Genomic DNA, 13,186 nt, shown 5'->3' on the forward strand with positions numbered 1-13,186 from the left:
TGTACCCTTAAACCCTCACACAGCTCCTCCGGGAGCTGTTTTTATATGTTCGCTAAGGAAGTCGATAAAAGCGCGTATGCGCGTACTTACCGCTCTGTCACTGTAATACACTGCGCTAAAAGGCATCTCTACAGGTAAGCGTTTGTCAGCCATCAGTTCTACAAGCTGACCCGCAGCTATTTCCTTATCAATCATATAGTCTGATAAACAGGCGATCCCATTTCCTTCAAGACAAAGCTGTTTCAGCGTTTCTCCGCTATTAGACGAAAGTCCGCAAGTGATCTCATGAAGTTGTCCGTCATGACAGGCCACGGGCCAGGTGTTCAGCGAGACAGGTTCCGTAAAGCCCAGGCACAGGTGCTGCTTCAGCTCCTCAACGGTCTCCGGTTTGCCATGCTCTGCAATATATTGCGGTGACGCGATAATTTTGCGGTAGCTGGTGAACAGTGGGCGAGCGCGTAAACTTGAATCCGTCAGGGTTCCCGCGCGGATCGCCACATCAACTTTACGCTCAATCAGGTTAATAAACGTCTCTGAAGAGACCAGGGACAGAGTCATCTCCGGATAACGTTCCCGGAATGGCTTGATTAACGGCATCAGAAAATGAAGCACGACCGGCGTCGCCGCATCAATGCGTAGCAATCCACGCGGAGTGCTACGCGACTCCATTATTTCCGTCTCAGCTGCCGCCATCTCCTGCAAAACGGATTGTACGCGGCGAAAATAACGTTCACCTTCTTCCGTCAGGCTGAGCTGCCGCGTTGTTCTGTTGAGCAGACTTACCCCGAGCTTCATCTCCAGCTTTTTCACCGAGCGGCTGATGGCGGAGTTCGCCTGCCCGAGCTGTTCGGCCGCACGGCTGAAGCTGCCGCTTTCAACAACGGCAACAAAGATAGTCAGTTCTTCCGATGTGGCTTTCATTATTGCATCATCCGCAAAATTCTATTGAGATTCTAACCATTTTTGTTATTTAAACACTGGCGCATACTGCCTGTCATCTTAATCCTGAAGAGACGGAGTATTTATGCCACTGGCGCTTCTTGCCCTGACGATCAGTGCCTTCGCAATTGGCACGACCGAATTTGTTATTGTAGGACTTGTTCCCACTATTGCTGAACAACTCGCCATTTCGCTGCCTTCTGCCGGGCTGCTGGTATCTATTTACGCGTTAGGCGTCGCTGTTGGGGCGCCTGTGCTGACCGCACTGACTGGACGCTTTCCACGTAAACAACTGTTAGTTGCCCTGATGGTGCTCTTCACCGCCGGCAATATTCTGGCGTGGCAGGCTCCGGACTACACCACTCTGGTCATTGCCCGTTTGCTGACTGGCCTCGCGCACGGTGTCTTCTTCTCCATCGGCTCCACGATTGCAACCAGCCTGGTGCCAAAAGAGAAAGCGGCATCAGCCATTGCGATTATGTTTGGCGGCTTAACCGTCGCGCTGGTCACCGGCGTGCCGTTAGGAACGTTTATTGGGCAACATTTTGGCTGGCGAGAAACCTTCCTCGCGGTATCGCTGTTGGGCGTAATTGCTCTGGTAGCCAGCCTGCTACTGGTGCCCTCCAGTATTCCGGGGCGCGCGAGCGCCAGCCTGAGCGATCAGGTTAAGGTTCTGACACACCCGCGCCTGCTGCTGATCTATGCCGTTACGGCTCTGGGTTATGGAGGTGTGTTCACTGCGTTCACTTTCCTTGCACCGATGATGCAGGAACTGGCTGGTTTTTCTCCGGGCGCAGTGAGCTGGATTTTACTGGGCTACGGTATCTCCGTCGCAATCGGCAATATCTGGGGCGGCAAGCTTGCAGATAAGCATGGTGCGGTACCGGCGCTAAAATTTATCTTCGCCGCGCTGGTTGTCCTGCTGATGATTTTCCAGTTCACCGCGTCGATACAATACGCAGCGCTGGTAACTGTGTTGGTTATGGGAATATTCGCGTTTGGTAACGTACCGGGATTGCAGGTCTATGTTGTACAGAAAGCCGAACGCTTTACGCCCAATGCGGTGGATGTCGCATCCGGCCTGAATATCGCCGCATTCAATATCGGTATCGCACTCGGATCGGTTATCGGCGGGCAGACGGTTGAACACGTTGGATTAACCCAAACGCCATGGATTGGTGCGGTAATTGTGCTTGTCGCTTTCCTGCTTATTGGTCTGAGTGGACGGCTTGATAAATCCGCTCGTATCGCGCTTGGATAAGTATCAGTAAGTGCTTGCTTACAAAACTGGAAAGCGGTTTCTCAGTAATTGCGTTGAAAGTGTGACCTAAAATCCCTATAACATTAGAACCAGTCCGTTTTCCGGGCTGGTTCATGTTACAGAGGTCGTTTCCAAAAGTGCGAAAAAATACCTATGCCATGCGTTATGTTGCCGGAATGCCCGCGGAGAGGATCTTGCCTCCGGGGTCGTTTGCGAGCCTGGGTCAGGCATTACCAGCGGGCACGCCATTAAGCAGTGACGAAAAAATTCGCGTACTGGTGTGGAACATCTTTAAACAACAGCGTGCGGAGTGGTTATCCGTACTTAAAAATTTTGGTAAAGATGCGCATCTGGTTCTGTTACAGGAGGCGCAAACCACGCCTGAGCTGGTCAGGTTTGCAACGACAAACTATCTTGCAGCCGATCAGGTGCCTGCCTTTGTTCTGCCACAGCATCCTTCTGGGGTGATGACCCTTTCAGCCGCACATCCGGTCTATTGCTGCCCGCTGCGTGAACGTGAGCCAATCCTGCGTCTGGCAAAATCGGCGCTGGTCACGGTCTATCCGTTGCCCGACACCCGTCTGCTGATGGTGGTAAACATTCATGCGGTGAACTTCAGCCTGGGTGTTGATGTGTACAGTAAGCAGTTACTACCCATTGGCGATCAGATTGCTCATCACAGTGGGCCGATCATTATGGCCGGGGACTTCAATGCCTGGAGCCGTCCGCGTATGAACGCGTTGTACCGCTTCGCGCGTGAAATGTCGCTGCGTGAAGTTCGTTTTAACGATGACCAGCGCAAGAAAGCGTTTGGTCGTCCTCTCGATTTTGTCTTCTATCGGGGTTTAAGCGTGCACGACGCCTCCGTTCTGGTGACGCGCGCCTCCGATCATAATCCTCTACTAGTTGAATTCAGTCCCGGCAAACCTGATAAATAATGGTGCGTCAGGTCTGCCGTGGGGCAGGCCTGTGCGGGTGCTGCCCTTTATTTTTTAACCCATAAAAGGACAGCAACATGACAACAACACACTCCCATCATGACAACGTCGAAAAACAGTTTGGTTCTCAGGCAAGTGCCTACCTGAGCAGCGCCGTGCACGCCTCTGGCCGCGATCTGGTACGTCTCGGCGAACGGCTCGCCGCGTTTCCTGACGCGCACGTGCTGGACTTAGGCTGCGGGGCTGGGCACGCCAGTTTTACCGCCGCACAGCAGGTTGCTCAGGTGACGGCATATGACTTATCGAGCCAGATGCTGGATGTGGTTGCTGAAGCGGCGAAAGCGAAAGGGCTGAATAACGTCACGACGCGCCAGGGCTACGCTGAATCTTTACCCTTTGAGGATGCGTCGTTTGAGGTTGTGATTAGCCGTTACTCTGCACACCACTGGCATGATGTGGGGCAGGCATTACGGGAAGTGAAACGCGTGCTCAAACCGGGCGGAATCTTCATCATCATGGACGTGATGTCTCCCGGACATCCAGTACGAAATATCTGGCTCCAGACGGTTGAAGCGCTGCGTGATACCTCGCACGTGCAAAACTACTCCAGTGGAGAGTGGCTTACGTTTATCACCGAAGCCGGCTTGATTTCACGCTCATTGATAACCGACCGTTTGCCGCTGGAGTTCACATCATGGATTGCACGGATGCGCACACCCGAGGCATTGACTCAGGCGATCCGATTGTATCAGGAGAGCGCCTCTGCTGACGTGAAGGCGTACTTTGAACTGCATGATGATGGTTCGTTTACCAGCGACACCATTATGGCTGAAGCGCAAAAAGCGGGATAAATAAAAAAGGCACCGAGGGGAATCGGTGCCTTTTTAACAAGCGATCGTACTATCAGGAATCTGGCGTAGCGCTGTTTTTCACAAACAACGTCAGCTGGTCGCCAGGTTGCAGGTTGTCAGTATCGTTGTTCCAGCGCATCACATCTTTGATGTTTACGCCGTGACGCTTAGCAATACTGGACAGCGAGTCGCCTTTACGTACGCGATAGGTAATGCTATCGCTGTTCTTAGCGAGACGCTGTGCGCTGCTACCTGCACCTACGGTCAGCGTTTGACCCACTTTCAGACCAGATCCGCGCAGATTATTCCACTGCTGGAGATCTTTCGCATTCACGCCAAGACGTGATGCAATACCTGAAAGCGTATCACCTGAACGCACCTTATAGCTGCGGCTACTTACAGGCGACGTATCAGCGATCAGCGTGGACTGAACGGCTGCAATTTCACCCGAAGCCAAAGACTCTCGTAACTGTTCCGCATGTTTCTGCGGAACCATCACATAGCCAGGGCCACTAGCGCCCAGCGTGGAGCCTTTAACACCTGCATTAAAGGTTTTAAGCTTACTTACCGACATACCCGTCATATCGGCAACCTGTTGAATATCAACCGGGCTGCTGAGGCGGACACGCGCCAGTGCACGACTTTCGTCTGGTGTTGGCAGTTGTACACCGTAACGTTTGCTGTTCTTGAGAATATCGCCCAGTGCCAGCATTTTCGGTACGTAAATCTTTGTTTCCTGTGGCAGTGAGAGCGACCAGAAGTCTGTGGATTTTCCACGCGCTTTATTCGCTTTCATTGCCTTCAGTACACGACCTTCACCACTGTTATACGCCGCGACGGTCAATAACCAGTCGCCGTCAAACATCTTGTTCAGACGTTGCATCATGTCGAGAGCGGCTGTCGTTGAAGCGACAACATCACGACGCGCATCGTAGTTGCGGGTCTGCTTTAAACCATAATTTCGCCCTGTGCTCGGAATGATCTGCCAGATGCCTGCTGCATTGGCGCCAGACGTCGCGTGCGGGTCAAAAGCGCTCTCCACTATGGGTAGTAGTACCAGTTCCATAGGCATGTTACGTTTCTTAACTTGCCCGGCTATCCAGTACATATACGGCTCTGCCCGTAATGTTACATCGTGGAGATAGCTCTTATTTCTCAAATACTTCTGTTTCTGTTCGCGAATCCGGCTGTTTTCCGGAATTCCCATCTTTAGCTCGTCGCCAATAGAGGCCCACAAGTCTTGTTCCTGCGCGAAGGATGTCCCATCGTCCAACCATCGCGCCTGACTCGTAAACTTCCCTGCTTCCCCTTGACCAGCCGCAGAAAGGCTCTGTGCGTGCTGTTGTACGTTGCTGCCGTTTTGTGACTGGCAACCTACAAGCAGGACAGAGGCGAGTAATATCGCTTTTGCCTTCATGTGTGTGTCAATAGTTGCTTAAAAGACGAGCGATGATAACGGCGAAATTTTGAAAAGGCAACCCGCAATTATCTGAAGTTGTCTTTCTTTGACCTTAACCATGCAAATCGCGCTTCAGGTTGTAACAAATTTGTTTCTTGATTAATTTTATTAATTAAATCAACATCATCAGTTCTTAAAAATAAATTTATTTGTCGCTCATTTTTCAGAATTACGGGGAGTGTTTTTTGGTTTTTTGCACGTAACTCCTTCACTTTCTGGTAATAATCCTGAATCGCCCGATCCTCAGGCAGCACGCTTGCAGCAAACTTCATATTCCCTAATGTATACTCATGTGCGCAACAAATTACGGTGTCGGCTGGCAGCGCATTAATTTTTTGTAAAGATTGATACATCTGTTCTGGCGTGCCTTCAAACAGCCTTCCACAGCCGCCAGAAAACAGCGTGTCGCCACAAAACAGATAAGGTTTGCTGTAGAAACAGAGATGACCGGAAGTGTGACCTGGCGTAGCAAATACGGAAAACTCCCACCCGAGGATGAGGATACTTTCGCCTTCTTCAACAACTTGCGTCGTACCCTTATCCTGTGTCTCTGCTGGTCCGTAGACGAGTAGATGGGGATAGCGTGCAAGGAGATCGGGAACACCGCCGACATGATCGTGATGGTGATGGGTAAGGAGGATCGCCTCCGGCTGCCAGCCGTTTTCTTTAATCGCGTGCAGGATCGGTGCGGATTCGCCTGGATCAACAATGATGCATCTGCGATCGTCGTCGACTAAAACCCAGATGTAATTGTCCTGAAAGGCGGAAATACTGATAAGATTCATGCATTACCTCTTATAGCGTGGCGGGTGTTTTGATGAAACCGGCAAGGATACCTCAGACTGTCGCACCACCGGAACGTTGGGCAGAGTTGCCCTGGGGTGAATATTATCGCGAGGCCTTAGAACTTCAGCTTAAACCCTGGCTCGCGAAAATGTATGGTTTTCACCTGCTTAAGATTGGCAATCTGAGCGCAGAAATCAATACCGAAAGCTGCGCTATCTCGCATCAGGTTAGCGTATCGCTTAATGGCTCCCCGGTTCAGGTGAAAGCGGATCCGCTGCATTTGCCGTTTGCGGAAAAATCCATTGATGCCTGTCTGCTCGCCCACACGCTGCCCTGGTGCAGCGATCCCCATCGTCTGCTGCGGGAAGCCGACCGCGTTTTGATTGATGACGGCTGGCTGATCCTGAGCGGTTTTAATCCGCTGAGTCTGATGGGGCTACGTAAACTGACGCCCGTTCTGCGTCGCACGCCGCCTTATAACAGCAGGATGTTTACCATGATGCGCCAGCTGGACTGGCTTTCACTGTTAAATTTCGAAGTGCTAAGCTACGGGGGTTTTCAGGTCATCCCCTGGACGCGTAAAGGCGGGGTCTTATTAAGCACCCATTTACCCGCGCTGGGGTGCATGCAATTTATTGTCGCGCGTAAGAGGACGATCCCCCTTACGCTCAACCCGATGAAGCAAAGCAAATCAAAAACGCGGATCCGCCAGACCGTGGGGGCCACGCGGCAGTACAAAAAACCGTGATCAGGATTCAGGTTGATAACCTGCATCCTCATGGGTCGGGTTGGATGCCGCCGCGCGAGCCAGCTCGTCACAGCGTTCGTTTTCAGGATGACCGGCGTGCCCCTTTACCCACTCCCATTTGATTTCGTGCTGACCGAGGGCGGCATCAAGACGCTTCCAGAGATCGACATTCTTGACGGGTTTTTTCTCTGCCGTTTTCCAGCCCCGCTTTTTCCAGTTGTGGATCCATTGGGTAATGCCCTGGCGGACATACTGGCTGTCGGTACTCAACACCACGTCACAATGTTCTTTTAACGCTTCCAGCGCCACGATGGCCGCCATCAACTCCATGCGGTTGTTGGTGGTCAGGAAATAGCCTTCACTAAATGTTTTTTCATGCTGGCGATAGCGCATAATGGCGCCATAGCCGCCGGGCCCTGGGTTACCGAGACAAGATCCATCGGTGAAAATTTCTACCTGTTTACGCATCTCTGGTAGACTTCCTGTATTTGAAACGTTCAGTAAAACGATAAGTCTGACATAAATGACCGCTATGAGCACTGCAATTACTCGCCAGATTGTTCTTGATACCGAAACCACCGGTATGAACCAGATTGGCGCCCACTACGAAGGGCACAAAATCATTGAGATTGGTGCCGTTGAAGTGGTGAACCGTCGCCTTACGGGCAACAACTTCCACGTTTACCTTAAACCCGATCGGCTGGTGGACCCGGAAGCGTTCGGCGTTCACGGAATTGCCGATGAGTTTTTGCTGGATAAGCCCACCTTTGCCGACGTCGCAGATGAATTTCTCGACTACATCAGAGGTGCGGAACTTGTCATTCATAACGCGTCGTTCGATATCGGCTTTATGGACTATGAGTTCAGCAAGCTCAACCGTGATATTCCGAAGACGAATACGTTCTGTAAAGTCACGGATAGCCTGGCGCTGGCAAGGAAGATGTTCCCCGGCAAGCGTAACAGCCTTGATGCCCTGTGCTCTCGCTATGAGATAGACAACACCAAGCGAACGCTGCACGGCGCGTTGCTCGATGCCCAGATCCTGGCCGATGTCTACCTGACCATGACCGGCGGGCAAACGTCGATGAAATTCAGTATGGAAAATGAATCCCAGCAGACGCGGGATGAAGGGGGAATTCAGCGTATTGTGCGTCAGGCGAATCGCCTGCGGGTTGTTTTAGCCAGTGATGAAGAACTGATGAACCATGAATCTCGTCTCGATTTAGTGCAGAAGAAGGGCGGAAGCTGTCTGTGGCGCACGTGAAAATGTGCTGAAACGTTTGTTAAATCACCGTTTGGGTGAATTTTGCAGCAAACGATTCAAAACCTGAGAAAAAGCGTTGACGAGTTCAGAGGCAAACCGTAATATTCGCCTCGTTCCCCAAACGGGAACAGTGGAGCGGTAGTTCAGTCGGTTAGAATACCTGCCTGTCACGCAGGGGGTCGCGGGTTCGAGTCCCGTCCGTTCCGCCACTATTCAGAAAGCCTGAGTCAGAAATGATTCAGGCTTTCGTCGTTTTATAGTCCCTCGAATATTGTTTATTCCTCTTTTTATTTCCATTAACAAAAAGTTAATAAGTACGGTGCATTTTATTAACAAATGCACGATTTTAGTGCATTATTTGCACTGTTTTTGTGCGTTTTTTGCCCATTTTTACCTTCGCGCCCATCTTCCTATGTAATAATTATGTAAAATAATTGGTAGGAAATCATTCGGTTACCGATCATTTTTCAGAAAATTAACGAACCAATACGCTATTGGTTCGTTAATTGCTTAATTACTAGCACGTTAAGTTCTGCGTCATATCAATAACTTATTATTAATAAAAATAAAGCAATGATGAAAGCGAGCGAACCAATATGAAAAAGCCTTCACGGTTTTTAGCTAATTCCAGTACCGCGCTTGAGCAGCTGCGCGGGCTTATCAACCAGCACGAGTCAACACCAGGCATTCCGCTGCCCACTGAACGTGAGCTGTCGGACACTCTCGGCGTAGGCCGACGTGAAGTGCGTCGCGCGCTGGACGTGCTGGAAGAGGAAGGGCGTATCTGGCGCAAGCAGGGCAAGGGTACCTTCATTGGTCCATCTGCCCCGGTTGAGCCGTTGGCGCTTCAGGGATTGGTTCAGCAAACCAACCTGCTGGAAGTCATGGAAGCTCGACTACAGCTCGAACCCGGCTTAGCCCGACTTGCGGCACTGCGTGCCACCAGGGAAAACCTCGCGCTCATGCAGCGTATGCTGGAACGCATTAATAAGGTCAGCCCGGATGACCGCGATCTCAACGAACTGTGGGATAGCGCCTTCCACCGCGCCATTGCGGAGGCAGCAGGTAACCGCCTGATGCTTGGGCTTTTTGATGCGATAGATGCCGTCCGCCGGGAGCCTGGCTGGCAGCATTTACGCGAACTTGCCCGCACCCCTGAACGTGTCGATAGCTACAACGACCACCATCACAAAATCATGTCAGCGATTATTCATCGCCAGCCTAATGAAGCAGCTGCCGCCATGCGCGAACACCTGCTCAGCCTGCAAACCGCCCTGATTCAGGCTATCCACCTTGAGGACGATTCCACGCTATGACGACGATACCCTTTAAGGACTCCACGCCCGTACTGCGGCTGCAAAACCTCAACGTTAAATTCGCGGGCTCGCCGGTGAGCGTGCTCGACGATATCTCGCTGACGGTCAGGGCGGGAGAAACGCTGGCGCTGGTAGGCGAGTCCGGCTGCGGTAAAAGCATCACTTCCCTGGCGCTGATGGGGTTATTACCTGCCAGCGCCAGGATCGTCAGCGGGGAGATGAATTTCCGCCGCCAGGATCTGCGCAAGCTCTCGCCGCGGGAGTATGCCGATCTGCGCGGCAGCGAACTGGCGATGATATTCCAGGAGCCCATGACCTCGCTCAACCCGGCCTTCACGCTTGGCGATCAGCTCAGTGAAGCGGTGATGCGCCATCAAACGATCTCCCGGGCTGAGGCGATGACGGTTGCGCTACAGATCCTGGAGAAGGTGCAGATCCCGGCCGCAGAGATGCGCCTTAAGGCTTACCCGCATCAGCTTTCCGGCGGTATGCGCCAGCGCGTGATGATAGCGATGGCGCTGATAAACCATCCCAAACTACTCATTGCTGACGAACCCACTACCGCTCTGGACGTGACCATTCAGGCGCAAATTCTCTCCCTGCTCAATACTTTAAAAGAAGAAACGGGCACGGCGGTGCTGATGATCACCCACGATTTAGGCGTGGTGGCTGAAGTCGCGCAGCAGGTGGCGGTGATGTATGCCGGACAGGTAGTGGAGCAGGGGAGTGTTGAAGCCCTGTTTGCCGATCCGCAGCACCCCTATACCATTGGCCTTATGGGTTCCCTTCCTTCTATGGGTGCGCGTAAAGGCCAGCTATCAACTATTCCCGGATCGGTCCCGCTGCCGGAATCCATGCCTCAAGGCTGCCGCTTTGCCACCCGATGTCCCTTCGCGCAGACGCGCTGTCATGCTGAAAAACCACCGCTCACTACGCTCGGTACGGGCCATCAGGTTGCCTGCTTCCGCGTGCCGCTCGAACACCACATTGCCCTGGGAGAGACCGCATGACCATGCCCATTCTTGAAGCCCGCGATCTGAGCAAGCTTTTCCCCGGCCCGAAAAAACTGTTTACGCCGGCCCGCTTTGTCACCGCTGTCGACCGAGTTTCGATGTCGGTGATGCCTGGCGAAACGCTGGCAATTGTCGGCGAGTCGGGTTCCGGGAAATCCACCCTTGGTCGTCTGCTGCTGCGCCTGCTAGGCGCCAGCGAAGGGCGGGTATTTTATCAGGGTGAGGAGATCACCCACGCCTCGGGCGCCCGTCTGAACCAGCTCCGGCGTGAGCTACAGATCATCTTTCAGGATCCCTTCGCTTCGCTGAACCCGCGCATGACGGTGGAGCAAATTGTCGGTGAGCCGCTGTGGCTGCATCAGAACATGAAAAAAACGGATCGCCAGTACCGCGTCTCCGAGCTACTCAGGACGGTCGGCTTGCCCTCAGCCTGGGCCGGGCGTTATCCACACGAATTTTCCGGCGGGCAGCGCCAGCGTATCGGCATTGCGCGCGCGCTGGCATCAGGCCCAAAGCTGCTGCTTGGTGATGAGCCGGTTTCTGCGCTGGACGTTTCCGTTCAGGCACAAGTGGTTAATTTACTGGAAAGCCTGAAGCACCAGTTGGGGCTAACGATGGTGATCGTCGCCCACGGGCTGGCGGTTATCCGTCATATGAGCGACCGCGTGGCGGTAATGTATCTTGGGCAAATCGTCGAGCTGGCCACCGTCGACGACATCTTCGACGCACCGTTGCATCCTTATACCCAGGCGTTGATTGCCTCAGCGCCGCAAATGCAGCCAGGCGTAGCGCGGGATACGCCGCTGTTGCAGGGTGATTTACCGAACCCGGCTAACCCGCCGTCCGGCTGCCGTTTCCACACCCGTTGCCCCTACGTTACAGATGAATGCCGCCAGATCGAGCCGATTAATCAGGTGCTCGACGGCGGACGTCAGGTTGCTTGCCATCGCTGGCAGGAGATCAATCGCGATCGCAGCGTTATCCAGATCGCACCGCCATCCGCCGCTTTTCTGCGCCGCCGCGCGCTGTTTGAACACGCGGCCACTCACTCCTCCCTTCCTTCAAGGAACTCATGATAATGACAATGCGTAATTCTCTTTTGACCGTACTGGGAAGTGTTATGTTGCTTGGCGCGGCGCTGCCCGCCCATTCTGAAAGCGTGCTGCGGATCGGCCTGGGGGCCGACCCGGATATGCTCGACCCGCATCTGGCGCGCACCTACTATGGCCGTTTCGTGTTTGCCTCCCTGTGCGACAGGCTGGTGGACGTCGACGAGCACCTGAAAGTGGTGCCGGGTCTGGCAAAATCCTGGGCCTGGAGCGAAGATGGCAAAACGCTGACTATGGATCTACGCGAAGGTGTGACCTTCCACGACGGTGAAAAATTTGATGCCGCTGCGGCAAAATACAACCTCGACCGCGCCCTGACCCTCAAAGGCTCCTTGCGTAAAAGCGAGATCTCATCCGTTGAATCGGTCGAGGTCACCGGCCCGATGCAGATTGCGCTGCACCTGAAAACACCGGATGCCGCGCTGCTAATGCAGCTCACCGACCGCGCGGGCGCGATGATGGCACCCGATGCGGCGAAAAAGCCTGACTTTGCCGCCCATCCCGTCTGCTCCGGTCCATACAAATTCGACAGCCGCGTGTCGCAGGACCGCATCGTTCTGACCCGCTTCGACAACTACTGGAACAAAGACGCCTATCACTTCGACAAAATCATCTATCTGCCGATCCCGGATGCCTCCGTGCGTCTCGCGAACCTGCGCGCGGGCGATCTTGACCTGACCGAGGGCATTGCCGCCAGCGACGTCAAAACCGTCGAAGCCGACAGCAAGCTGGCGCTGGCGAAGGTCACCGGTCTGGGCTATCAGGGGATCACCTTCAATATTAACAACGGCAAGGTGCCGGCCAACGATCCGTTCAAAGATGCCCGCGTGCGCGAGGCGTTTTCTCAGGCAATCGATCGCGATGCGTTAAACCAGGTGGTCTTTGAAGGGCTCTACACCCCGGCAAATCAGGCGTTTTCACCGGTCAGCCCGTACCACGTTAACCTGCCGGTCCCGCCGCGCGACGTCGATAAAGCCAAAGCGCTGCTGAAAGCCGCCGGTGTGACCACGCCGCTGAGCGTCAATCTGCTGGTGCCAAACAACCCAACCTCGCAGCAGGTGGGACAGGTATTGCAGGCGATGGTGGCAGAGGCGGGCTTTAACCTGAACCTGCAAATGACCGAGTTCGCCACGCTGCTGGATCGCCAGCAGAGCGGTGACTACCAGTTGAGCTTCTCCGGCTGGTCGGGGCGCCCGGATCCGGATGGCAGCATTTACGGCTTTATCAACAGTAAAGGCACCCTGAACGACGGCCGCTACAGTAACGCGCAGATCGATGAATGGCTGACTCAGGCGCGTCAGAGCACCGACCAGGCCGCACGCCAGCCGCTGTACGACAAGGTGGTGAAGCAACTCCAGACCGACATGCCGATTGCCTACCTCTACTTCGAGCCGCGCATTTTTGGCCTGAACAAAAGCGTGCAGGGCTTTAAGCCGTACCCGGACGGCATCGTGCATCTGGCCGGTTTGACGCTGGCAAAATAAACGTCCTGAGGAGAACCC

Annotated in this window: 13 protein-coding genes and 1 tRNA gene; 10 read left to right on the forward strand and 4 right to left on the reverse strand. The window is 53.7% G+C overall.

Annotated elements, in window-relative coordinates; translation table 11 throughout:
• Nucleotides 1-15: 15 nt before the first annotated feature.
• Complete coding sequence (gene yafC / locus ACQG1Y_RS04640) at nt 16-921, reverse strand: DNA-binding transcriptional regulator YafC (protein ID WP_015571393.1); 906 nt, start codon at nt 919-921, stop codon at nt 16-18.
• Between the two features lie 103 nt (nt 922-1,024).
• Between yafC and ACQG1Y_RS04645 the strand changes: the two genes are divergently transcribed.
• From ACQG1Y_RS04645 to ACQG1Y_RS04655, 3 genes are all read left to right on the forward strand, one after another.
• A complete protein-coding gene (locus ACQG1Y_RS04645) occupies nt 1,025-2,200 on the forward strand; it encodes an MFS transporter (RefSeq protein ID WP_047735164.1) in 1,176 nt (391 codons plus the stop codon).
• Nucleotides 2,201-2,337: 137 nt separating this feature from the next.
• A complete protein-coding gene (locus ACQG1Y_RS04650) occupies nt 2,338-3,138 on the forward strand; it encodes an endonuclease/exonuclease/phosphatase family protein (RefSeq protein WP_026080641.1) in 801 nt (266 codons plus the stop codon).
• 77 nt (nt 3,139-3,215) lie between these two features.
• Nucleotides 3,216-3,989 (forward strand): class I SAM-dependent methyltransferase, encoded by a 774-nt coding sequence (locus ACQG1Y_RS04655; protein WP_015571390.1) that lies wholly within the window; start codon nt 3,216-3,218, stop codon nt 3,987-3,989.
• A 52-nt stretch (nt 3,990-4,041) separates the two neighbouring features.
• Here ACQG1Y_RS04655 and mltD read toward each other — a convergent pair whose 3' ends face one another.
• Nucleotides 4,042-5,406: a murein transglycosylase D gene (mltD, locus tag ACQG1Y_RS04660; protein WP_032671409.1), complete on the reverse strand. Its 1,365-nt coding sequence runs from the start codon at nt 5,404-5,406 to the stop codon at nt 4,042-4,044.
• Between the two features lie 68 nt (nt 5,407-5,474).
• The gene (gene gloB, locus ACQG1Y_RS04665) at nt 5,475-6,233 is read right to left on the reverse strand and encodes a hydroxyacylglutathione hydrolase (RefSeq protein WP_032671408.1); all 759 of its coding nucleotides are present in this window, start codon (nt 6,231-6,233) and stop codon (nt 5,475-5,477) included.
• A gap of 32 nt (nt 6,234-6,265) precedes the next feature.
• On the opposite strand from gloB, the gene ACQG1Y_RS04670 reads away from it, so the two are divergent.
• Nucleotides 6,266-6,982: a class I SAM-dependent methyltransferase gene (locus tag ACQG1Y_RS04670; RefSeq protein WP_017383714.1), complete on the forward strand. Its 717-nt coding sequence runs from the start codon at nt 6,266-6,268 to the stop codon at nt 6,980-6,982.
• Here ACQG1Y_RS04670 and rnhA read toward each other — a convergent pair whose 3' ends face one another.
• A complete protein-coding gene (gene rnhA, locus ACQG1Y_RS04675; protein ID WP_160840538.1) occupies nt 6,983-7,561 on the reverse strand; it encodes a ribonuclease HI in 579 nt (192 codons plus the stop codon).
• Between rnhA and dnaQ the strand changes: the two genes are divergently transcribed.
• The 6 genes from dnaQ to ACQG1Y_RS04705 all read left to right on the forward strand — a co-directional run bounded on the left by dnaQ (nt 7,515) and on the right by ACQG1Y_RS04705 (nt 13,168).
• Nucleotides 7,515-8,246 (forward strand): DNA polymerase III subunit epsilon, encoded by a 732-nt coding sequence (gene dnaQ, locus ACQG1Y_RS04680; RefSeq protein ID WP_003863237.1) that lies wholly within the window; start codon nt 7,515-7,517, stop codon nt 8,244-8,246. The two genes, rnhA and dnaQ, sit on opposite strands and share 47 nt — an antisense overlap.
• 132 nt (nt 8,247-8,378) lie before the next feature.
• Nucleotides 8,379-8,455: transfer RNA gene (locus tag ACQG1Y_RS04685), tRNA-Asp, on the forward strand.
• Nucleotides 8,456-8,842: 387 nt separating this feature from the next.
• Nucleotides 8,843-9,562: a FadR/GntR family transcriptional regulator gene (locus ACQG1Y_RS04690; protein ID WP_301731306.1), complete on the forward strand. Its 720-nt coding sequence runs from the start codon at nt 8,843-8,845 to the stop codon at nt 9,560-9,562.
• Entirely contained in the window at nt 9,559-10,572 is a 1,014-nt protein-coding gene (locus tag ACQG1Y_RS04695; protein WP_015571385.1) for an ABC transporter ATP-binding protein, read from the forward strand. Before ACQG1Y_RS04690 ends, ACQG1Y_RS04695 begins: the two co-directional genes overlap by 4 nt.
• Nucleotides 10,569-11,651 carry an ABC transporter ATP-binding protein gene (locus ACQG1Y_RS04700; RefSeq protein WP_015571384.1) on the forward strand — a complete coding sequence of 361 codons (1,083 nt, stop codon included), beginning with the start codon at nt 10,569-10,571 and terminating at the stop codon, nt 11,649-11,651. The genes ACQG1Y_RS04695 and ACQG1Y_RS04700 overlap by 4 nt, the downstream gene beginning before the upstream one ends.
• A gap of 2 nt (nt 11,652-11,653) precedes the next feature.
• Nucleotides 11,654-13,168: an ABC transporter substrate-binding protein gene (locus ACQG1Y_RS04705; protein ID WP_368740809.1), complete on the forward strand. Its 1,515-nt coding sequence runs from the start codon at nt 11,654-11,656 to the stop codon at nt 13,166-13,168.
• The last annotated feature ends 18 nt before the right edge of the window (nt 13,169-13,186 follow it).

Source organism: Enterobacter cloacae complex sp. 397G4, from assembly GCF_050031515.1.
Classification (GTDB): domain Bacteria; phylum Pseudomonadota; class Gammaproteobacteria; order Enterobacterales; family Enterobacteriaceae; genus Enterobacter; species Enterobacter hormaechei_C.